Source organism: bacterium (assembly GCA_021372615.1).
Taxonomy (GTDB): Bacteria; Armatimonadota; Zipacnadia; order Zipacnadales; family UBA11051; genus JAJFUB01.
In genome coordinates this window covers 77,645-98,885 of record JAJFUB010000034.1, presented here as the reverse complement: position 1 = coordinate 98,885, position 21,241 = coordinate 77,645, and the positions used below count along the sequence as shown (strand labels likewise).

Sequence of the window (21,241 nt, the reverse complement as noted above, 5' to 3'; positions counted from 1 at the left end):
ACTGTCACCGTGGCCGACTACATCATGGCCCTCGACCAGGGCACGACCAGCTCGCGGGCCCTCATCTTCGACCGCGAGGGCCGGACGGTCGGCGTCGCCCGCCGTCCCCTGACCTGTCACTACCCGGCCTCCGGCTGGGTGGAGCAGGACCCGCAGGAGATTGCGACCGGGCAGGTCGAGGCGGCGCGCGAGGCGCTGCAGGCCGCCGGTCTGGCTGCGGGCGATCTGGCCGCAGTCGGCATCGCCAACCAGCGCGAGACGACCCTCGTGTGGGAGCGCGCGACCGGGCGGCCAGTGGCTCCGGCTATCGTCTGGCAGTGCCGCCGCACCGCCGGGCTGTGCGAGCAGTTGCGCGCGCAACTGGGCGACGACTTCATCCGCGAGCACACCGGCCTGGTGATTGATCCGTACTTCTCGGCCACGAAGCTCCAGTGGATTCTGAACGAGGTGGAGGGGGCGCGGGCGCGGGCCGAGCGGGGCGAGCTGCTGTTCGGCACGGTGGACACCTGGCTCCTGTGGAACCTAACCGACGGCCGCCGCCACGTGACCGATGTCTCCAATGCCTCGCGGACGATGCTGCTGAACCTGCATACGCGGCAGTGGGATGAGGAGATACTGGCGGCGCTGGACATTCCGCCGACGATGCTGCCGCAGGTATGCCCCTCCAGCGGGGAGCTGGGGGAGCTGCAGCCGGACGTGCTGGGGGCCGCCGTTCCGCTCACGGCGGCCATCGGCGACCAGCAGGCGGCGCTCTTCGGCCAGGCCTGCTTCGCGCCCGGCATGGCCAAGAGCACCTACGGGACCGGCTGCTTCCTGTTGATGAACACCGGGGCGCGGCCCGTGCCGTCACACCATGGCCTGCTCTCGACCGTGGGCTGGTCGGTCGGCGGCACGGTGGAGTATGCGCTGGAGGGGAGCGTCTTCGTGGCCGGGGCCGCCGTGCAGTGGTTGCGCGACCAGCTTGGCCTGATCCAGACGGCGCCGGAGAGCGAGGCCGTGGCGCAGAGCGTGCCCGACACCGGCGGCGTCTACTTCGTCCCGGCGTTCGTGGGGCTGGGGGCGCCGCACTGGGATGACCGGGCGCGCGGGACGCTGGTGGGACTGACGCGGGGGACGGAGCGGGCGCACATCGTGCGCGCCGCCCTGGAGGCTGTGGCCTACCAGACGGCGGATGTGCTGCAGGCCATGGCGGCAGACCGGGGGGCGCCGCTCACGGAGCTGCGGGTAGACGGCGGGGCGGCAGCCAATGACTTCCTGCTGCAGTTCCAGGCCGACGTGCTGGGCGTACCGGTCGTGCGGCCCCGGGTGCTGGAGACGACGGCGCTGGGCGCGGCCTATCTGGCGGGGCTGGCGGTGGGGTGCTGGCCCGACCAGGACACGCTGGCCGGCCAGTGGGCGCTGGATCGGCGTTTCGAGCCGGCCATGGCCGACGAGCGGCGCCAGGAGCTGCTGGCCGGCTGGCGCCGCGCCGTAGTGCGGGCCCGCGACTGGATCAGCGGCTGAGCCGCTCGAGGGCCAGGCCCAACTGCTCGTGCAGGGCCAACACGCGGGCGGGGTCGCGCTCGAAATGCGCCCGCGACTGGCACAGCGCCCGGGCCGTGTCGGTTATCAGCTTCTCGGTCGCCAGGCGCTGCTTGCTGCCCGCCGGCAGCTTCCGGGCTCGATCTCGCAGCAGCCACAGCAGGTCGTAGTCCTCGATCCCGTCGCGCATGTTCTCCAGGCGCACCGAGGGTAGCGGCGTGGCGTTCGGGCCGGGGTAGATGCGCCCCACCTCGCCATTGCGCACGCCGCCGCGCGCGGGGTTCCACGGCACCTCGGGCCAGCGCTTGTCCCCGCCCATGTTGCCGCTCCACACGTTCAGCTCCCAGTGCAGCCAGCCGGTGTACTGGTACCGCCAGATCACCCAGAAAAACGCCCGTGCCTCCACCGCCGGCACGTCCAGCAGTTCGTGCGTGGGGTACGGGTCGTACGGGCAGCCGCCCTCGTACGTCCAGACCTCCTGCCCGCGCTCCCGGGCCTGCTTGTACTCGGGGAACTCGTAGCACAGGGCCGGGCACCAGGCATCAATGGTGCGATCAATGGGCGGCACGGGGTGGACGACTGTGCTGGAGGCCTTGATGCCCGGAGCGACGGCCTTCAACTCCTCGTAGGTCTGCTTGATGTCCCCGTAGCGCGCCACGTCGCTCCACTCGTCGAAGCCGTAGACATAGGCGCGATCGCCCATCCCGTGGGCCCTGGCGACCTCGTAGAAGCGTTTGACGCGCTCCCGGGTGGCGGCATAGGCCCCGCGCAGCACGAGCTTCGTGGCATGGCGCGGCTGGCCCAGGTCCACGCCGAGGCTGCTGCGCTTGTAGTCCAGGGCCGCGCCCCACTTGGCGTCGAAGGCCAGGAGTGGCTTGGTGCCATCCTCGGTGCCCACGTAGGCCGCCGGGCCGGTGGCAGGCTGGTCGCCGCCGTAGACCACGATGCGGTCGCGCTCGAGGGTCTTGAGCGAGAACTCGTAGGCCTCGTCGGCCAGCGTGCTGTGCAGCTTCACATAGCGGGCCGTCACATCCAGGCCGCCCACGACGAGGCTGCCCTCGTCATCGTGGGTGACGGTGTAGCCGGCCGGGACCTGGCGGAAGGTCTGGTTGTCGTCGCTCACCCACACCTGCAGGTTGTCGGCGTTGTTGCGGGTGGTGCGGCGCAGCGGCGGGGTCGTGATGACCATGGCGTTGAAGCCCCGCGCCAGGCAGAAGTCCAGGTCCTCCTCCTCGGGGATGGCCTCGGGGCGGTAGATGTCGTTGGGGTTCATCCGGTACTGCAGGCAGAAGTCGTACCAGCGGCGCTTGATCTCCTGTGAGACGGTGTCCAGCTGGTAGAACTGCTGGATGGAGGCGAGCCGCAGAGATAGCAGGCTGGGCAAGTGAGTGAAGCCGAGGTTGAAGTCCAGCACGCGGGCGGTGAACTTGAGCTTCAGGGGCGGTTGGCCGTCGGCCTGGACGGTGACGGTGGCCGTGTGCTCGCCCGCCGGCGTCTGCTTCGTGGCGTGGACAGTGCCCCAGACAGGTTGCGTCTGTCCGGCCGCCACGTCCACCGGCCCCGGAGGCAGGAGCGGATCGGGCCACCAGCCGATGTACTCGGCCAGATTGTCCGGGTCGGGCTTCGTCTCCACATAGCCGACCGGCCGCAGGACCACCTCGGGGTGCGGCCCGGGGCCTTCCCAGGTGACGCTCACGTTGACGTTCTGCAGGGGCTGCCCCAGCGCCGCCACGGCGACCTGGAAGGACTCGTGCTCCTCGCGGCCGAGGGTCATCCGATAGCCGGTGCGCAGCGGTTCGGGGAAGGGACGGTCACGGCGGAACTTGGCCAGCCCATGCGTGAGGGAGGCCCCGAAGGTCGCCTGCGAGCCGAAGACCCGCCCCACCTCGGCCGCCAGAGTGGCGGGCCGCTGCGCCCACAGCGCCTCCTGGGCCGCCCGCCGCGCTTCGACGCAGGGCGCGAACTCCGGCCGGCCGTAGAACACCCGCGTCCACAGCTCCGGGTCGCCGATCTTCTCGAAGCCTTTGCTGCGCTGGTACAGGCGGCTGAAGAACGCCAGGTTCTCCAGCGCGTAGCGCGGCTCGGGCAGGGCCTGGTAGGTGTCCAGGAGGCCTTGCGTCTCCTGCCGCAACCGGGCGCGGGTGGCGTCTATGCGGGCCTGGCAGTCGGCCACGCGCCGGACCACACCGTCCGCCGGCGGCTTCATCCAGCCGAGGCAGTCGCGGGCCTGGCGCAACTCCCGCTCGCCCCGCTCCAGGGTCATCAGCGTACACCCGGCCTCGAACAGCGGCACGCGGGTGATCTGCAGGGCCGCCGGACCACCCGCACCCACGGCGATGATCTGCGCCGGGCCGGTCCATTTCACCGGCTGGCCGGAGGCGTCGTGGCCGAAGTAGGCCAGTCGCGGCTCCTTGGGGGCCGTCTCCCCCGCCGGGGTCAGCAGCCGCCAGCGCGCGCCCTGGCGCACCAGGAGCATGTACGCGCGCGCGTTGTGCCAGAAGCCGAAGGCGCTCAGCCCCCCGGTGCCCGGACGGGGCTGCAGCAGGATCGCCTCCCCCGGCGCCCACGGCACCTCGTAGAGCTTCTCGCAGATCGTCTGCAGCAGCGGGTTGCCCACCGTGACCGGCTGGCTCGCCACCACCGAGCCGACCGGCTTGCCGGGCAGCGACTGGCGCAGCGGCGTCCACTGCCACTCGTCAGCTTGCACGGGGGCCAGACACAGCACGAGGCCGGCCAGCAGGGATGCGTACAGCTTCATGGATGTAATCCCCTGGAGTTGGATGTAGCCCGCGAAGCCCGACAGGAGTGTCGGGCGTACCCCACCCCATGGCCACAGGCTGTGCCGTTAGTCGTCGGTCTTGCGGAAGGCCATCTGGCTGGCGGTGATGCCGCCGTCCACGACCAGGACCGCGCCCGTCACGAACGAAGCCTCATCCGAGGCGAGGAAGAGCGCGGCGTTGGCGACCTCCGCCGGCTGAGCGATGCGCCCCAGGGGGTACAGCTTCGACACGGTCGCCACCACCCCCGGATTGGCCTGCTTGATCGGCTCCCAGTGCTCGGTGTCGGTGCTGCCCGGGCACAGGGCGTTCACGCGGAGGCCGCGTGGGCCATACACCGCCGCGAGCGAACGCGTGAGGCTGACGAGGGCGCCCTTGGCAGCGGTGTAGAGATGCTCGGGCCCGAAGCCCATGAGCGCATTGACCGAGGAGACGTTGATGATGCTGCCCGAGCCCTGCTGGAGCATCGTCGGCAGCACCGCCTGCGTGCAGTGCCATGCCCCGCCCAGGGCGACCTCAACGACCCGCCAGGAGTTGCCGTGCACCAGCTCCACGCCACAGATGGCGTTGTTGACCAGGATGTCAATGCGCCCCAACTCGCGGGTCGCGAACTCGGCGACCGCCTGCACCTGCTCCTCGGAGGTGACATCGCACACGCACAGGTGGGCCCGCTGCCCGCGCGAGCGGATCAGCTCCACGGTCTCCCCGCCCGTGTCCGCGGCGATGTCGGCCACGATGACCTGCGCCCCCTCGGCGGCGAAGCGTTCGGCGATGGCCCGGCCGATGCCCTGACCGGCCCCGGTGATGATGGCGGTCCTGTCCTGCAGGCGCATGACGGTCCCTCCTGCCCGACACGAAGGGTTGGGCAGCCCGAGTGTAGAACACCGCGTCGCCGGTGACAAGCGCAGGATTGTCCGGCGCGGGGAGGAAGCTGTAGGCCGCCGGACAAGGTCTGCGGGCGGCGCATCCCGAACCGGAGGGGTGTGCGTACCGAGACCGGACCATCCGGGGGCAGGCGGGGGTGCCCGCCCACCTGAATCACGCGGCGACATGGTCGCAAAGGAGTTGGCGATGAGCAGCAAGTTGGCAATCAACGGCGGTCCCAAAACGGTCACTCTGGAATGCCCGGACCTGAGCACCTGGCCGATCGTGACCGCGGAAGACGAGCGGGCGATCCTGGAGGTCCTGCACGCCCGGAGCATGTCGGGCACGGATGTCACGCTCGAACTGGAGAAGGAGTACGCGGCCTGGGAGGGCAGCCAGTATGCCCTGGCCTGCAACAACGGCACCTCGGCCATTCACTGCGCCATGTACGGCCTCGGCATCGGCCGGGGCGATGAGGTCATCACCCCAACGTGGACCTTCTGGGCGACGCACACCCAACTGCTGAACCTGGGCGCCACGCCGGTCTTCTGCGACCTCGACCCCCACAGCCTCTGCCCCGATCCGGCCGATGCCGAGCGGCGCATCACCGACCGCACCAAGGCCATCATCGTCGTGCAGATGGGCGGCTATGCCGCCAACATGGATGCCTTCATGGACATCGCCGCCCGCCGGGGCGTGAAGATCCTCGAGGACTACTCGCACTCGCACGCGAGCACCTGGAAGGGCCGCAAGGTCGGCTCCATCGGCCATGTCGGCGCGGCCTCGATCATGTCCGGCAAGCCCCTGGCCACCGGCGAGGGCGGCATGATGAACACCAACGACCAGGACATCTACGAGCGGGCTGTCATGTTTGGCCATGGCGACCACCACTCGTTCGTGCAGAACCCCGAGTACAAGCGCTTCGCGCCGCTGCCGTGGGGCGGCTACAAGTACCGGATGCACCAGATGACCTCGGCCATGGCGCGGGTGCAGTTGCGCCACTACGACGAGTACCGCGCCCCCGGCGTCAAGGCTATGGAGCGGTTCTTTTCGCAGGTGTGCGCCGTGCCCGGCGTGGACTGCAACTACCCGCTGCACGACCCGAACGTGACGGTCGGCGCCTCGTACTGGCAGATGCTGATCCTGGGGGATGAGATCATCAGCCAGGCGCCGGTGGCGGTCATCGCCGAGGCCATCCGGGCCGAAGGCGCGTCCGCCAGCCCCGGCGGCTACTTCTGCCACCACCTGCATCCCTTCTGGAACGAGTGCGACGTCTACGGCGACGGCAAGCCCACGCGCATTGCCTTCTCGCGCGACGTGCGACAGGGCCCCGGCGACTGTCCCGTGGCCGAGCAGATCGTCACGCGCCTGATCCACGTGCCGCGGATGATCCGCTATGACGAGGCGTACCTGGACCAGCTCGCCGCGGCGTACGTCAAGGTGCTGACGAACCTTGACCAGCTCCAAGGCATGACGAGCGACCAGAAGCTCGAGCGGGCCACGACGTTGGGCCGGTAGGCGAAGGAGCACACGGTGAGCGCGGCGCGACTGTTCGTCACGTGGACGATGGACTGCGAGACGATCCAGGAGGAGTCGCCGGTCACCGGCGGCCCGGCGACCTGGGAGCTGGCGGAGCGGGCCATGCGCGGCTACGTGGAGAGCCTGGTTGCGCGCGGGCACCGGACCACGCTGTTCCTCATTCCGCGGCTGGCCGAGGGCCTGCCGGGAGTCGTCTGCGAACTGGGCGCAGCCGGGGCCGACCTGGGGCTGCACATGCACCCCCAGACCACCGACCTCGGCTGCGACCGCCACCTGGGGCACCTGCCGCCCCAGAGGCAGCGGGAACTGCTGCAACAGGGCCGCGACCGCGTGGCGGCGGTCACCGGGCAGGCCCCGACCAGCTACCGCTCCGGCTGCTTCTCGGCCACCTGGGAGACCTTCCCGCTCCTGACCGACCTCGGCTTCACGCAGGGCAGTGTCACGTTGCCGGGACGCAACAGCCCGGCCGTCGGCGCGGTGTGGGTCAACGACGTGCCCTTCGCCCACTGGCGACCGGGGGGCGCCGGGCGGCGCTTCCTGGAACTGCCCACCGCCGCAGCGCCCGACGACATCGGCCCGCATCGCGAGGCCCCCTGCGACCCGCGCCATCTGCGCCTGGAGCGCGACGGCCTCGCCGACTGGGGGCCCGGGCTCATCCGCGAGGTCGTGCGCCGGCAGGTGGAGCACGACTGGTGGCTCAAGTCCGTAGTCGTGATGACCCACAATACGCGCTGCTACGATGATCCCACTGACCCGTACCGCCGCAACCTCGAGCTGATCGCCGAGGCCATCACGGCGACGGCGGAGGAGTGCGGCCTGGAGCTGACGCCGGCGACGCTGGCGGAGGTCCGCGCCGCCGCGAGCTGTGAGGTGTAGCCATGAGTGCTCTGGCTCTGCTCGGTGGCCCGAAGGCCGTCACCACCCCACCGCGCGAGCAGTGGGTGCAGGTCAACGACGAGGTCAAGGCCGCGGTCAACGCCCTGATGGACCAGGGCGTCATCTCCATCGGCGGCCCTCGGGGCGTGATCGGCGAGTTCGAGGCAGACTTCGCCGCGATGACCGGCAGTCGCTACGCCCTGGCGATGAACAGCGGCACGGCAACACTGCACAGCGCGTACTTCGCGGTCGGCGTGAGGCCGGGGGACGAGGTGCTTGTCCCCGCCTACACCTGGCACGCCAGCGCGACACCGATCATCCATTGCGCCGCCACGCCGGTTTTCTGCGACATCCGCCCCGAGTCGCTGACGATTGACCCCGACGACGTCGAGCGCCGCGTCACGGAGCGCACGAAGGCCCTGTGCGTCGTGCATGTGTTCGGCAATGTCTGCGACATGGACCGCCTGTGCGACATCGCCCGGCGGCACCATCTGGCCCTGATCGAGGACGCCAGCCACGCCCATGGGGCGCTGTGGCGAGGCCAGCCCGTGGGCAGCTTCGGGCAGATCGGTTGCTTCTCCATGCAGGGCTCCAAGGCGGTCAGCGGCGGCGAGTCGGGAGTCGCCGTGACCGACGATCCGGCGCTCCTGGACCGCATGGTGTTGCTGGGCCACTTCGGGCGTCCGCGGCAGGGCGCGGTGGAGGTCGTCAACGCCATCGGCGACATGAGCCTGGGGGCGAAGTACCGGCCCCATCCATGGGCCATCGCCATGGCGCGGGTGGGCCTGCAGCGCCTGCCGGAACTGAACGAGAGGCGCACGGCGAACGTGGAATACCTGAATGACCAGCTGCGTGACTGCCCGGGGCTGGAGGTCATTGAGGCGCTGCCCGGGGCCACGCGCGGGGGCTACCTGGAGTACAAGTTCAAGCTGACCCCCGGGGCCGTGCAGAGGGTCGAACGCGAGCGCATCGTCGGCGCCATGCAGGCCGAGGGCGCACCCGTCACCGCCGACCGCTACTCCGACCTGAACTTCACGTACGGGCTGCTGCACGCCGCGCCGCTGTTTACGACTGTGGACCGGCGGGAGCTGGGCGGTTGCTTCTACGACCCGACGCGCCCGGAACCGCCGGCCCGGCCCACGCTGCCCGTGGCCGAGAGTCTTAACCGGCGCCTGATCTCGCTGCCGGGCTTCATTGATGTGACGCGCGAGTCCCTGACCGAGGTCGCCGCCGCCATGCGCAAGGTGATGGAACGGCTCGACGACCTCGCGGACAAGCCGTAGCCGGATGGAAGGGCTGTGACGATGGGGCGCGCCGAGCCGCTGCCTGAGGGCGTGTGTGAGCTACCCGAGGACGTGCAGCTCAGGGGTCTTCCCTGGCTGGTGACGCAGAACGCGCTGAATGCGGTCTTCGCGTACCTGACCGTGTTCGGCCCGGTCTTCCTGCTGTTCCTCGACGAGTTGGGGCTGCCCAAGGCGCAGATCGGCCTGCTGCTCTCGCTGTTGCCCTTTGCGGGCGTGCTGGCCCTGTGGGCCGCCCCCATCGCCACGCGCCTGGGGCGGCGGCGGGTGTTCCTGGCGTGCTGGACGGCACGCAAGCTCGCCGTCGCCGGGCTGCTGCTGCTGCCCTGGGTGATGCACCGCTTTGGCCATGCCGGGGGCCTGGTGCACCTCATCGTGGTCGTAGCCCTGTTCGCCGCCCTGCGCTCGCTGGCGGAGTCGGCCTGGTACCCATGGATGCAGGAGGTGGTCCCCGATCGTGTCCGGGGCCGCTTCGGCGCGATGTCCACGCTGATGATCACGCTGGCCACGTGCCTCACGCTGGCGGCGGCCGGGCAAGTCATCAAGGGGGGCGAGGGGCTGGACCGTTTCCTGCTCCTGATCGCTGTCGGCGTCGTGTTCGGCCTGGTGGGCGTGGCCGCCGTGATCCCGGTGCAGGGCGGGCAGCCACAGTCGCAGGAGGCGCCCGGCGCGGGACACCTGGCGAACATGCGCCAGGCGCTGCGGGATCGCAACTTCGTGGTCTATCTGGCGGGGATCGGTTGCATCACGGTCGGGACACTTCTGTACCTGTCGTTCCTGCCCCTGTTCGTCAAGCAGGCGCTGGGGCTGGCCCCGGGGGTCGTGGTGACGCTAGAGTCGCTGGTCATGGTCGGCGGGGCGCTCGCGGCGCTGCTGTGGGGCTACGCGGCCGACCGCGTGGGCAGCCGTCCGGTGCTGATGACCGGGGCCGCGCTGACCCTCCTCATCCCCGTGGGCTGGCTGCTGATGCCGCGCCAGGCGCCGCACCTGGTGATGTGGTGCGGCCTGCTGTATCTGGCGCATGGCATGGCCTTCAACGGGGCTGCGCTGGGAGCGGGCCGCCTGCTGTACAATGACGTCGTCCCGCCCCACAAGAACACCGCCTACACGGCACTCTACTACGCCTGGATCGGGCTGGTGGGCGGGATGGCGCCGCTGCTGGCCGGGGCGCTGCTACAGGCGTGGGGCGACTGGCGCGTGTCGTTGGGCTGGGTGACGGTGGACACCCATGCGGTCCTGTTCGCGCTGGCGGCGGGGTTGGTGGCGCTGGGCTGGGCTTGCTACGGACACGTCCGGCCCGACGACCGCTACCGCACGCGCGATGTGCTGCATGCCGTCTCGAGCCGCATCTTGCGCCGCCTGTCGTGGCGCTGGCCGCTGTAGCCGTAGGAGCGCCGGCATCCTGCCGGCCTGCACGAGGAGGCGAGCCATGAAGCCCCAGCTGACCGAGAAGAACCGCTCGCAGCTCTTCTTCATCTACTTCATGGACTGCCAGACGCCCCAGAAGCCCGGCGGAGGGCGGGACCAGACGTGGGAGGTCGCCGAGCTGGCCGTGCGGGGGCTCCATGAGCTGTTCGCCGAGCGTGGTCTGCAGCGCTGCCTGGGCTTTTGCTCGGAGCCGGAGGTGGCCCGGCGGCAGCCGGACCTGTTCCGCGAAATGGCCGCGCATGGCTGTTGGCAGGCCCTGCACTTCCAGGTGCGCGGCTATCGCCCGCCGGGCGCGACGGAGGACTACGACTGGCAGCGGCCGCTGACCTGGTACGACTACGACGAGCAGCGGGAGGTCCTCACCATCGCCAGGGACGACTGGGAGCAAGCCTTGGGCCTGGCCGCCGACAGCTTCGGGGCGTGCTGCGCCCAGGCCAATGACTACACCTTCCCGATCCTGGCCGAGCTGGGCTTCCGGCAGAGCTACTGCTCGGCGCCGGGGCGCTGGAACCCCCACCCGGAAGTGGGCCACCTGTGGCACGGCGCCTTCCCCCATCCCCACCACGCCAGCAGCAAGTCGCGCCTGGTCCCCGGCGACCTGGACCTGTACGAGTTCACCCTGACGCGGGGTCTGGAGCCCCTCCCCGCCTCGCAGCCGGACACCTGGACCGTACGGGACTGCCGGGCCGAGAACGAGCTGAGCTTCGCTGACACCATGGCGATCTGCGAAGCCAGCGTGCGGGACCAGATCCGGCGCGATCACCCGGTGCTGCTCCTGCACCACCCGACCCACAACACCTGGGACGTGGGTGACCGCGCCAGCGGCCGCCGCCGGGCCGTCGAGACGACCATCGAGGTCGCGTATGCCCTGGCGGAGAAGCTGGGGCTGGCGTTGACCCCCTGCAGCATGGCGGAGTTGCACGCCGAGGCCGACCGGCTGAACGCGTACTGAGGCCCGACGCCCCCGGAAGGAGCGACCGATGAGCGAAGACAGGCACGGCATCCCCGGCGACTTCGAGATCATCCGCTGCGACCTGCCGGCCTTCGTCGGCGACTTCACGCAGATGGACTACGGCGACCCGCTGGCCCCGCGCACGATGCAGGTGCGCGAGGAGTACGGCCTCGACGACGTCGTGGCCGGCTACGCGACTGAGTTTGAGGCCCAGCGCACGCTACAGCGGTGGGTGCGGTCGCGCTGGGATCATGGCTGGTCGCTATGCTTCAACACCGTCCGGGATGCCCTGGACATCCTGCATGAGGCCGACCGCGGGGAGCACTTCAACTGCGGCTTCTATAGCCGGGTCTTCGTGGAAGGCGCCCGGGCGCTGGGTTGGGTGGCGCGGCCGCTGAGCATCGGTGTGCGGGACAGCGCCTTCCCGCGCGGGCACAATGTCGGCAACGTCGGCCACAGCGTGCCGGAGATCTGGTCCAACCAGTACCGCAAGTGGGTCCTCCTCGACCCGGACCTCAACCTGCACTACGAGCGCGACGGCGTGCCCCTGTCGGCGCTGGAGATACACGAGGCGTGGCTGGCCCACGAGGCCGAGGCGGTGACGGTAGTGCAGGAGGAGCCCCCGTTCACGCTCCCGGTGGGCGAGCACGTCGGGCTGGTCAGCAAGCTCATGCCGAACATGGACCACTTCAGCGAGCAGGAGGCGGCACACCTGTGCCGGCGCTTCGTCCGCCACCGCGCGCTCGACTACTACGCGCGCCTGACCGTAGGGCGCTGGACGTGGCTCGACCGGCGCTGCCTGCCCGGCTTCGTCAGCCACTTCGCCCCTGGCGGCACGGGCGTGCTGACCGACAACCCCGATGACCTGTACTGGACGGTGAACATGGTGCGCCTGTCCGCGCAGGCTGCCTGGGCCGACGGGCCGAACCTGACCGTGTCACTGGAGCACTGCATGCCGTGGTTCGACCACTTCGAGACGCGCGTGGATGGCGGCGTGTGGCAGACGCGCCCCGCCACGCTCGACTGGCCGCTGCGCGAAGGGGAAAACGTGCTGGAGGTCCGGCCCGTGAATGTCTGCGGGCGCCCCGGCCTCACGAGCCGCCTCGAAGTCGCCTACGCGCCCGCGAAGTGGTAGCCCCGGGACCGCTGGCAGCCGCGCTCCCATCCCTGTGGAGGCCCCGCCCCATGGAACGCCTCTTCCCCACCGATGTCATGTCCAAGCGTGAGCGGGTCGAGGCCGCCCTGAACCTGCAGCCGGTGGACCGCGTGCCGATCCTGGAGCAGCTCAGCTACAACCCGCGGGTCATCGCCGACTGGACCGGCAGAACGATCGAGGGCTTCGACTACACCGTGCAGGACATCTGCGCGGTGATCCGCCAGACCACCGACCTCATCATGCCGCCGGTGGCGCCCCGCGGCACGGGGCGCGTCACGACGGAAGACGGCTTCGTGTACCAGAACGACAACTGGACGGCGTGGCGCGTAAGCCGTCCCTTCGACACGACCGAGGGGGCGCGGGATTGGCTGGTGCGACGGACCGAGGCGCTCGAGGCCCAGGTGATCGAGCCGGCCCCGGCCCGCGCGGAGTGGCGCCGCTACATGACCGGCCTGCAAGCGCAGATCGGTGAGACCGTGATCCTCAAGTACCACGACGTGGGCTTCTGTTCCGCCTATGATGCGATGGGCCTGGAGCTGTTCTCGTACTTCACCTACGACTACCCCGAGGTCTTCGCGCGGTACATGGCGGCCAGCGGAGCGCGGCGCCTGGAGTGGGTGCGAGCGGTCGCGGACGGCGAGCTGTCGCCGGTCATCCTCCTCGCCGAGGACTTCGCCACCAAGCAGGGCCCCATCTTCCCGCCGGACTTCCTGGCCCGCTTCCACTACCCGTACGTGGAGCAGGTGACCGCCGCCTGGCACGCGGCCGGGGTGAAGGTGCTGTACCACAGCGACGGCAACTACCGGAAGGCCCTGCCGGACCTGATGGCCTGCGGCGTGGACGGCTTCTACTGCCTGGAGCCGGGGGTGGGCATGGAGATCGTGGGGCTCAAGCAGGCGTGGCCGCAGATGGTGTGGGCCGGCGGTGTGGACGGGGTGGACCTGATGGAGCGCGGCACGCCCGAGCAGGTCCGGGCCGAGGTGCTGCGGCATATCCGCGAGACCGACGCCCTGCGCACCGGCGGCATGTTCGTCGCCACCTCCAGCGAGATCAACCCGCCTATCCCGCCCGAGAACTTCCGGGCGATGGTCGCGGCCGTCGGCGAGATGTGCAACCCGCAGATGACGCGATGATGTGACATACTGCCAACCCGAGGCGAAAGGGAGTGCCGCAGATGGCCAAGCGCAACTTCTCGATGATCGCATACTTCAACAAGATGGCGGAGAACTGGACGCCGCTGCTCACCTTCCGGGGCTCGAGCCTGGCTGAGTTCGAGGACTGGCAGGCCAAGGCCAGTGAGAAGTTCTTCGAGCTGCTCGGGGATTTCCCCGAGCCGGTGGACCCTGAGCCCGAGGTCATCTTCAGCGTCGAGGAGCCCAGCGGACTGGTCCGCGAGCGGGTCATCTTCGACTCCGAAGAGCACATGTCCGTGCCCTGCATCGTCCTGCGCCACAAGGACATGCCGACCGATGGGAGCAACCCCGCGATCCTGTGCAGCCACGGGCACGGCCTGTACGGCAAGGAGCCCGTCGCGGGCAACCGCACCACGCCCGACATGGCCGCCAGCATCACCCAGCACAACTACAACTACGGCGAGATCATGGCCCTGGATGGCTACCTGACGATCAGCCCGGACCTGCGGGTCTTCGGCGAGCGGGCCGACGGCAACAACCCGTACCCCGGCCGCGACAAGTGCAATGTCCACTTCCTGCGCGGCGCGATGTTCGGCGTCTACACGCTGATGCTCAACATCTGGGACATGAAGTGCTGCGTGGACTACCTGCAGACGCGGGCAGAGGTGGACCCAGACCGCATCGGGATGATGGGCCTGAGCCAGGGCGGGACGATGACGACCTTCGCCACGGCCGCCGAGCCGCGGATCAAGTGCGCCGACATCATCGGCTACCTGAACCCGTGGCAGGGGTTCGCGATCAACCGAGCCAACTGGTGCGGCAGCCAGATGGTGCCGCAGATCTACAAGTACTTCGATGTGCACGACATCGCCGGTCTCATCGCCCCGCGGCCCCTGCTGATCGAGATGGGCGTATACGACACGTGCTTCTTCATTGAGGACCAGCTTGCGGGCTGGGAGGCGCTGAAGAAGATCTACGCGGCGGCGGGGGCCGAGGAGGACTTGTGGGCGGACATCCACCCCGGTGAGCACATGTTCGCCAACAACAAGGCGCATGAGTTCTTTGGGAAGTATCTGTAGGTGAGGCGGCTATGGCCTGCGGGAATGGCCTTTGGCGACAACGGATTGGGAGACCATTCTCACGGTAGAATTCGCCTCCGCCCCGCCCCAACTTGCCGGAGCCCGATGGGTCGGCTTCTGTTTGTTGGCAGGTTGGGCTTCCCTGCCACGGAAGTGCGGCTGGCCCATACCACAGGAGGCGAACCATGCGCACGACATTGCTCGGGCTCTCCTTGCTGGCGATGGCCGGGGGATGTCTGGCAGCCGAAGTCAGCACCATTGATGACTTCAACTACCCGGATGTCGCGGCCTTGCGGGCCGCCTGGGTGGACGCGAATGGCTCGCGCCCGGCCGAGATCATGCCCCATGACGACGGTATGGCCTTGAAGCTGCCCTGCCCCTTCACCGACCCAGGATTGGAGCGCGGGTCGTTTGACAAGCAGGTCAAGCTCGACCTGTCGCGCGCCCGCACCATCACCTTCGACCTCTACTGCGACGACCCGACGGTCGTAAAGAGCGGCACTCTGTATTTCCGCAGCGGACAGGCTTGGTACCACGGCTGGTTCATCCCGACCAAGGGCTGGAAGCATGTGGTGCTGGACAAGAGCATGTTCTTCCCCCAGGGGAATGTCGGCGGATGGGACACGGTGGATGCCATCCGTATCAGCATCTGGCCCCTCGATACCCATGCTGCGGATACCTTCTGCGCGCTGGATAACCTGCAGGCACGTTGGGATGACGTCGTCGTGATCTCCGGCTCGATGAAGGGCGTCAGAGGCACTGGCGGGGCCAAGTGGGCCGAGACGATGCTTCGCGGGCTCCTCACCAAGGTCGGCGTGGCGCATGATGTGATCGGGGAGACCGACCTCGAGAGCGGCACACTTCACGGCCAGAAGCTGGCAATCTTCCCCTTCAGCCCTGAACTCAGCGACAAGGCAGTTGAGCAGATCAGGGGCTTCGTGGCGGGCGGCGGGAAGGTGATGTTCGCCTTCGCAGCGCCGGATGCTGTGGCGGACTTGCTTGGTCTCGCCAACCGCTCGTTTGCGCAGCGGATGAAGCGTGACGACTTCGCAGAGATAGCCTTCACGCCCGATGCCCTCCCCGGCCTGCCTAGCAGCATGGTTCAGAACTCGATGTGCAAGATGAGTTTCGCGGCGGGGCCGACACACAACGCCCGCGTGATCGGCATCTGGCGCGACAAGAAAGGGCAGGACCAAGGCCCCGCAGTCCTCGTGAGCGACAATGGGGCCTTCATGGGCCAGATACTGGCTGACGCGGAGCCAATGGCATCCAAACTGGCCTTCGTAAGGGCGCTGGTCGGCCATTTTGTACCCGAGGCATGGGAGGCCGTCGTGAGTGGCGACCTGGCCAAGGCGCGGAACATACGCCCCTTCAAGACCCCGGCCGAGTTCGACGCCTTTGTCGCTACAGCGCAGAAAGACCCTGCGTTTGCCGCGAAAGTGAAGGCGGCATTGGCGCAGGCCACTGTGGCCGAGGCGACGGCCCGGCGACTGCTCGCGGACAAGCGCTATCCAGAGGCGCAAGCGGCGGCAGAGAAGTTCCATGACGCGCTTGCCGAGGCGTACTTCGTGGCCCACAAGTCGCGCACGGTGGAATTCCGCGCCGTCTGGAACGCTTCCGGCACCGGAGACTGTGGCGCCTGGGACACGGCGATGCGGCGACTGAAGGCGGCGGGCTTCAACACAGTAGTGCCCAACATGCTGGGTGGCGGCTTCGCGCACTACGACAGCAAGCTCCTGCCACACTCGGATGACTTCAAGGAGAAGGGGGACCAGATCGCCCAGTGTGTGGCGGCAGGCAAGAAGTACGGCCTGGAGGTGCATGTGTGGAAGGTATGTTGGAGTGTGATGTACTTGCCGGACGGGCCTGAGAGCTTCGTGGGCCGCATGCGCGCTGAGCACCGCCTGCAGGCCAATGCCAAGGGCGAGGAGATTCTCTGGCTATGCCCTTCGCACCCCAAGAACTTCGAACTCGAGCGGGACGCGTTGCTCGAGGTGCTGCGCAACTATGACATGGACGGCCTCCAGTTCGACTACATCCGCTATCCCGACGAGGAAAGCTGCTACTGCGACGGCTGCCGTGAACGCTTCGAGGCAGTGCATGGCGCCAAGATCGCCAAGTGGCCGGAGGACTGCTACAGCGGACCGCTGAAGGCCGAGTATCGCCAGTTCCGTTGCGACCAGATTACCCGGCTGGTGAAAGCAGTCTCGGAGGCTGCTCACCGGCTCAAGCCGTGGATCAAGTTGTCGGCCGCAGCCATCGGTGACTACCCCGCCTGCAGAGACAGATTGGGGCAGGACTGGGTGCTGTGGTGCAAGCAGGGGTACCTGGATTTCGTCTGCCCGATGGACTACGAAGTGAACGACGAGACCTTCCAGACAGTGGTGCGCGGGCAACTGAGCCTGCTTGGCGCGACGGTGCCGCTGTATCCTGGAATCGGCTCGTTCATCAATCCCGATGAGGCGGTTGTGGGCCAGATGGAGATGGGGCGGAACCTCGGCGCTGACGGTTTCGCTCTCTTCAACATGGGCAACGACCTCGCGATGCAGGGCCTGCCTAAGTTCGCGGAAGGGATCACCTCAAAACCCGCGAGCATCCCGCAAAACGGGCCCCATTTGCGTTTCGAGGACGTGGCGGGTGGGGGGGTGAGGGTCACGGTCGTCGGGCCGGGCCAGCACCGCCAGGCAGTCAAGAGCTTCAGTGGGCGGCTGCAGTTGCAGGACATGGGGGGCAGGAAGCTGGCCGATCTGGGCGAACTGCCGGCTCCGGGCAAGAGCGCGACGGTGCGGTTGACGGCAACTGCAGATGGAGGCGGCCAGCGCGTGGCTGCGGCGGGGGCGATGGTCTTTGTGGATGGCACGAGCCAGGCGTTCATGGTCCGCAGCAGGGAGTATCTGTCTGCTGGTCGGGGCCAGCAGTAGCGCCATAGTCCATAGCCTTCTTGGCGGAGGGGTAACGCCTGCAGAGCACGACATGCACCCGGTCCGCGGAAGACGAGGCGCATAGGTTCGTGGGAGAGTACCCGCAGCCGACGTGCTGCTAGTGGCGGTTACTGTGTCCGCTGCAGGATCTCGCCGGTAGGTGCAGTCGCACCGGGGTGATCTCAACTATTGTCGTCACATCGCCCGACAGTCCCCCAGATCTACAAGTACTTCGATGTGCACGACATCGCCGGGCTGATCGCCCCGCGGCCCCTGCTGATCGAGATGGGCGTGTACGACACCTGCTTCTTCATTGAGGACCAGCTCGCGGGGTTTGAGGCGCTCCAGAGGATCTACGCGGCGGCGGGGGTAGAGGAGGACCTGTGGGTGGACATCCATCCCGGAGAGCACATGTTCGCGAACAACAAGGCGCATGAGTTTGTTGGGAAGTACCTGTGATGGCAGCGGCTTGTGACCTGAGCTCAGACGAGACAGGGCGCACGGCCACCAAGGTGGGGCGCAGTCACAACACGTCGGGTGTGCGACGACGAGCCCTCGCCCGCTGCCTCTATGCGATGCTGCTGTGTGGAGGTGTCGGCACGATGGTCGCCTACCCTCAGTCCACGCCCCTGGGCGAGATCAGCTCCTCCCTCTACGGGCCTCCGCTGCGCGAGGTGGGGACTGTCGGGATCGGGCCCTGCATGGACGCAGCCCTCGCGGGCGACAAGCTCTACGTGATCGGGCCGCAGCGCCTGTGGGTCTGCAGCGTGTCTGACCCCCAACACCCCAGGGTGCTGGGCAGTCTCGACAATCTCGGCAACAACCGGCAGATCGTGGTTCGCGGCGACCGTGTGTTCGTCACTGCCCGCGAGGATGGTCTGTTCATCATCGACGCGTCGGACGCGGCGGCGCCGCGGCTGATCAGCCACTACAACACGATTGAACTCGCCACCGGGCTGGAGGTCAGCGGGTCGATCGTGTACGTCGCCTGCCGGCACTACGGCGTCGAGTTGGTGGACGTGCGCGATCCTGCGCAGCCCCGCCACTTGAGCACGGTCAGGACCGGCGAGGCGCAGTCATGCGTCGTGCGCGGCTGCATGCTGTACGTGGGGGTATGGGGCACACGGGAGGTCGTGATCTGCGACGTCGGCAACCCCCGGCTGCCCACCGTCGTGTCCCATGCGCCGCTTGGCGGTTACGGCGACGGGCTGGATGTGCGCGGCGGCCATTGCTTCGCCGCGACCGGCCATCACCACGGCACGGGGAGGCCCAGCAGCAACGACGATCCGCGCTACGGCGCGGGCCACGGTCTGGAAGTGCTCGATGTCAGCGATGCGCGCCAGCCCAAGACGGTCGCGCGGGTGCCGTTTCCGCCTTTCTACCGCCTGCGCGTGGACATGTGGGATGCGCAGCTTTCCGGTGAGTTCGTCTATGTGGGAGATAACCACGGCGGCCTGTTCGTCATTGAGGTGAAGGACCCGGCCCATCCGCGAGTGGTGGCCCACCATCGTCTGCCCTACATCGAGCAACGGCAAGACACCGCCCCCATCGGTGGGTTCGCCATCGGCCAGGGCGTCGTCTATGCGGCCGGGCTGTGGACCGATCTGCACGTGCTCGAGGCCCCGATGGCGCGGCCGGTCGCCCCGCAGCCTGGTCTCGCCGTTCAGATTCCCCCGGCCACGCCACCGCAGCGCGATGGCTGGAGCATTTACCAACCGGAGGGTCAGGTCTTCGCCGTGACGGCTCGGGATGACTACGCCTTCGTCGCGTGCGGCGTTGCCGGACTGCACCGGGTCAGCCTGTGGCCCGAGCTCAAGCGACTAGCGGTCTACCCGACGGAGGGGTTCGCGGTAGACGCCAAACAGCGCGGCGGTCTGCTCTATGTGGCCGAGGGGCGCGGTGGGTTGTCAATCTGGCGCATCGGGGCCGGCGGGGAGTTGGCGTTGCAGGGGCGCTTCACTGTGCCGGGCAGGTCCGTCAAACAGGTGGTCGTCCCGCCGGGCCTTGCCCTCGCGCTGATTGACGTGGGCGCGAACACCTTGGTCATCCTTGATGTCAGCGATCCCGCTCACCCGCGCGAGGTGTTCCACGACCAGCGCCTTGGCCTGCTCTACGGCTATAACATCACCGACGGCCTGTTCGAGGGGCGCTACGCGGCCTGCACCTGGCATGTGAGCGGAACGCACTGGTTTGACCTGACCGGCGGCCCCCAGCCGGTCTTCTCGGGCGACGTCCTGCCCGGTCCCATGCATCCCACCAACGGCCTGGCCGTGATGCCCGATGGTGTCCACGGGCTGCTCACCGAACCTCACGGTCAGTACACGATCATCACGCGGGGTGACCGTCGTCCCCTGGGACAGCTGCCGCACCATGGCCTCGCGGGCCACCGGCTGACCGGCAAGCCGGTCGTGGTCGGAAACACCCTGTACCTGACTGACCGCGCTGAAGGCCACGTGACCATCGTGGATCTTGGCGAGCCGAAGCAGCCGCGGCTCCTGGATGAGTTCACTATCGCCGGCAACCCCTGCCTGATGGCTGAGCACCGAGGCCATGCGCTATTGCCCGCCGGTTACGACGGGCTCTGGGTTAGCCGTGAGCCTGTGCGGTGACGGCGCCGGCAAGAACCTCTGGCACGATGTCCACCCCGGCGAGCACGCCTTCGCCGACAGCAAGGCGCATGCGTTCTTCCGGGAGTACCTGTAGCTCAATGGAGCCTCTCATCATGTCCGACGCTCCGCCCAGTCCGGACTCCCTGGTCGAGGCCCTCCAGCCTCACTACCCGCTCGCCAGGAACGCGAGCTGTCAACTGATCCAGGACGGCCTGAACACGCACTACCTCATCGAGTCGCTGCAGGGCCGGTACGTGCTGCGGCTGTACCGTCGCGGCTGGCGCACGCCGGCCGACATCGCCTACGAACTGGCGGTGCTCAGCCACCTGGCGACGGGCGGGCTCGCGGTCTGTGGCCCGATCGCCCGGCGCGATGGCGCGGCTCAGACTGTTGTTGAGGCCGATGACGGGCCGCGCGCAGCAGTGCTGTTCCCGTACGCTCCTGGCGAGCCGCCCGACCTGACCAACCCCGAAGCCCTGCGTGCCTGTGGCCGCACCATGGCGCTGATCCACCGCCACACCGACGGCTTCACTTGCCCTCACGAGCGCTTCCGCCTCGATCTGGGGCACCTGCTCGACCAGCCACTCGCGGTGGTGCTGCGCCTCCTGGCACACCGCCCGACGGACGCGGCTTTCGTGGCGGAAGCCGTGGCGGCATTGCGCACGGGCCTGGCGTCGCAAGCCCCGACACTGGAGTGGGGGTTCTGCCACGCCGACTTCCACGGCGGCAACCTCCGCCGGGATACAGACGGCACGCTGTGGGTGTTCGACTTCGACTGCGGTGGGCCAGGCTGGCGGGCCTACGACCTGGCGGTCTGCCGCCTGTTCTGCCAGACCGAGAGCCTGTGGGCCGGCTTCTGCCAGGCTTACCGGGAGATCCGACCGTTGCCCGAGGCCACGCTCGCGGCTCTCCCCTGGTTCATCGTGGCCCGCCAGGTGTGGCGCATGGCCGTCTTTGCGACACACTGGCCACGCTTCACCGGACGCCCAACGGATGACGAGTTCATCAACCAGCAGCTCGGCGTCCTGCGCGAGCGCCTCCATGCCTACCTGCCGGAAGCGGCGGGGCCGGGTTAGTCACCGCGC

At 68.5% G+C, this 21,241-nt stretch carries 15 protein-coding genes; 13 read left to right on the top strand and 2 right to left on the bottom strand.

Annotated elements, in window-relative coordinates; translation table 11 throughout:
• The first annotated feature begins 9 nt into the window (after positions 1 to 9).
• Positions 10 to 1,503 carry a glycerol kinase GlpK gene (gene glpK / locus LLH23_05785; GenBank protein MCE5237985.1) on the top strand — a complete coding sequence of 498 codons (1,494 nt, stop codon included), beginning with the start codon at positions 10 to 12 and terminating at the stop codon, positions 1,501 to 1,503.
• On the opposite strand, the gene LLH23_05780 is transcribed toward glpK, so the two are convergent.
• Both LLH23_05780 and LLH23_05775 read right to left on the bottom strand, forming a co-directional pair.
• Entirely contained in the window at positions 1,493 to 4,279 is a 2,787-nt protein-coding gene (locus LLH23_05780; GenBank protein MCE5237984.1) for a DUF4091 domain-containing protein, read from the bottom strand. The two genes, glpK and LLH23_05780, sit on opposite strands and share 11 nt — an antisense overlap.
• A gap of 87 nt (positions 4,280 to 4,366) precedes the next feature.
• Entirely contained in the window at positions 4,367 to 5,131 is a 765-nt protein-coding gene (locus tag LLH23_05775; GenBank protein MCE5237983.1) for a glucose 1-dehydrogenase, read from the bottom strand.
• A gap of 238 nt (positions 5,132 to 5,369) precedes the next feature.
• Between LLH23_05775 and LLH23_05770 the strand changes: the two genes are divergently transcribed.
• From LLH23_05770 to LLH23_05715, 12 genes are all read left to right on the top strand, one after another.
• The gene (locus tag LLH23_05770; GenBank protein ID MCE5237982.1) at positions 5,370 to 6,680 is read left to right on the top strand and encodes a DegT/DnrJ/EryC1/StrS family aminotransferase; all 1,311 of its coding nucleotides are present in this window, start codon (positions 5,370 to 5,372) and stop codon (positions 6,678 to 6,680) included.
• 15 nt (positions 6,681 to 6,695) lie between these two features.
• A complete protein-coding gene (locus LLH23_05765; GenBank protein MCE5237981.1) occupies positions 6,696 to 7,577 on the top strand; it encodes a hypothetical protein in 882 nt (293 codons plus the stop codon).
• Between the two features lie 2 nt (positions 7,578 to 7,579).
• Positions 7,580 to 8,860 (top strand): DegT/DnrJ/EryC1/StrS family aminotransferase, encoded by a 1,281-nt coding sequence (locus LLH23_05760; GenBank protein MCE5237980.1) that lies wholly within the window; start codon positions 7,580 to 7,582, stop codon positions 8,858 to 8,860.
• 21 nt (positions 8,861 to 8,881) lie between these two features.
• Positions 8,882 to 10,261: an MFS transporter gene (locus tag LLH23_05755; protein ID MCE5237979.1), complete on the top strand. Its 1,380-nt coding sequence runs from the start codon at positions 8,882 to 8,884 to the stop codon at positions 10,259 to 10,261.
• Between the two features lie 46 nt (positions 10,262 to 10,307).
• The gene (locus tag LLH23_05750; protein MCE5237978.1) at positions 10,308 to 11,258 is read left to right on the top strand and encodes a hypothetical protein; all 951 of its coding nucleotides are present in this window, start codon (positions 10,308 to 10,310) and stop codon (positions 11,256 to 11,258) included.
• Positions 11,259 to 11,286: 28 nt separating this feature from the next.
• Positions 11,287 to 12,393: a transglutaminase-like domain-containing protein gene (locus tag LLH23_05745; protein ID MCE5237977.1), complete on the top strand. Its 1,107-nt coding sequence runs from the start codon at positions 11,287 to 11,289 to the stop codon at positions 12,391 to 12,393.
• A 50-nt stretch (positions 12,394 to 12,443) separates the two neighbouring features.
• On the top strand, positions 12,444 to 13,547 hold the full coding sequence (locus tag LLH23_05740; GenBank protein ID MCE5237976.1) for a hypothetical protein: 1,104 nt from the start codon (positions 12,444 to 12,446) through the stop codon (positions 13,545 to 13,547).
• A 41-nt stretch (positions 13,548 to 13,588) separates the two neighbouring features.
• The gene (locus tag LLH23_05735; protein MCE5237975.1) at positions 13,589 to 14,626 is read left to right on the top strand and encodes a prolyl oligopeptidase family serine peptidase; all 1,038 of its coding nucleotides are present in this window, start codon (positions 13,589 to 13,591) and stop codon (positions 14,624 to 14,626) included.
• A 185-nt stretch (positions 14,627 to 14,811) separates the two neighbouring features.
• Positions 14,812 to 17,547 (top strand): family 10 glycosylhydrolase, encoded by a 2,736-nt coding sequence (locus LLH23_05730; protein MCE5237974.1) that lies wholly within the window; start codon positions 14,812 to 14,814, stop codon positions 17,545 to 17,547.
• Between the two features lie 189 nt (positions 17,548 to 17,736).
• Positions 17,737 to 18,006, top strand: coding sequence for an alpha/beta hydrolase family protein (locus LLH23_05725; protein ID MCE5237973.1), 270 nt, complete (start codon positions 17,737 to 17,739; stop codon positions 18,004 to 18,006).
• 242 nt (positions 18,007 to 18,248) lie between these two features.
• A complete protein-coding gene (locus LLH23_05720) occupies positions 18,249 to 20,156 on the top strand; it encodes a hypothetical protein (GenBank protein ID MCE5237972.1) in 1,908 nt (635 codons plus the stop codon).
• A gap of 113 nt (positions 20,157 to 20,269) precedes the next feature.
• Positions 20,270 to 21,232 (top strand): phosphotransferase, encoded by a 963-nt coding sequence (locus tag LLH23_05715; protein ID MCE5237971.1) that lies wholly within the window; start codon positions 20,270 to 20,272, stop codon positions 21,230 to 21,232.
• Positions 21,233 to 21,241 lie beyond the last annotated feature (9 nt).

What these genes read in the sequence shown, in the direction of transcription:
- LLH23_05720 (MCE5237972.1), top strand. Translation starts at nt 18,249, where the DNA reads ATGGACGCAGCCCTCGCGGGCGACAAGCTCTACGTGATCGGGCCGCAG.
- LLH23_05735 (MCE5237975.1), top strand. Translation starts at nt 13,589, where the DNA reads ATGGCCAAGCGCAACTTCTCGATGATCGCATACTTCAACAAGATGGCG.
- LLH23_05745 (MCE5237977.1), top strand. Translation starts at nt 11,287, where the DNA reads ATGAGCGAAGACAGGCACGGCATCCCCGGCGACTTCGAGATCATCCGC.
- LLH23_05780 (MCE5237984.1), bottom strand. Translation starts at nt 4,279, where the DNA reads ATGAAGCTGTACGCATCCCTGCTGGCCGGCCTCGTGCTGTGTCTGGCC.
- LLH23_05770 (MCE5237982.1), top strand. Translation starts at nt 5,370, where the DNA reads ATGAGCAGCAAGTTGGCAATCAACGGCGGTCCCAAAACGGTCACTCTG.
- LLH23_05730 (MCE5237974.1), top strand. Translation starts at nt 14,812, where the DNA reads ATGCGCACGACATTGCTCGGGCTCTCCTTGCTGGCGATGGCCGGGGGA.
- LLH23_05750 (MCE5237978.1), top strand. Translation starts at nt 10,308, where the DNA reads ATGAAGCCCCAGCTGACCGAGAAGAACCGCTCGCAGCTCTTCTTCATC.
- LLH23_05755 (MCE5237979.1), top strand. Translation starts at nt 8,882, where the DNA reads ATGGGGCGCGCCGAGCCGCTGCCTGAGGGCGTGTGTGAGCTACCCGAG.
- LLH23_05775 (MCE5237983.1), bottom strand. Translation starts at nt 5,131, where the DNA reads ATGCGCCTGCAGGACAGGACCGCCATCATCACCGGGGCCGGTCAGGGC.
- LLH23_05740 (MCE5237976.1), top strand. Translation starts at nt 12,444, where the DNA reads ATGGAACGCCTCTTCCCCACCGATGTCATGTCCAAGCGTGAGCGGGTC.
- LLH23_05715 (MCE5237971.1), top strand. Translation starts at nt 20,270, where the DNA reads ATGTCCGACGCTCCGCCCAGTCCGGACTCCCTGGTCGAGGCCCTCCAG.
- LLH23_05760 (MCE5237980.1), top strand. Translation starts at nt 7,580, where the DNA reads ATGAGTGCTCTGGCTCTGCTCGGTGGCCCGAAGGCCGTCACCACCCCA.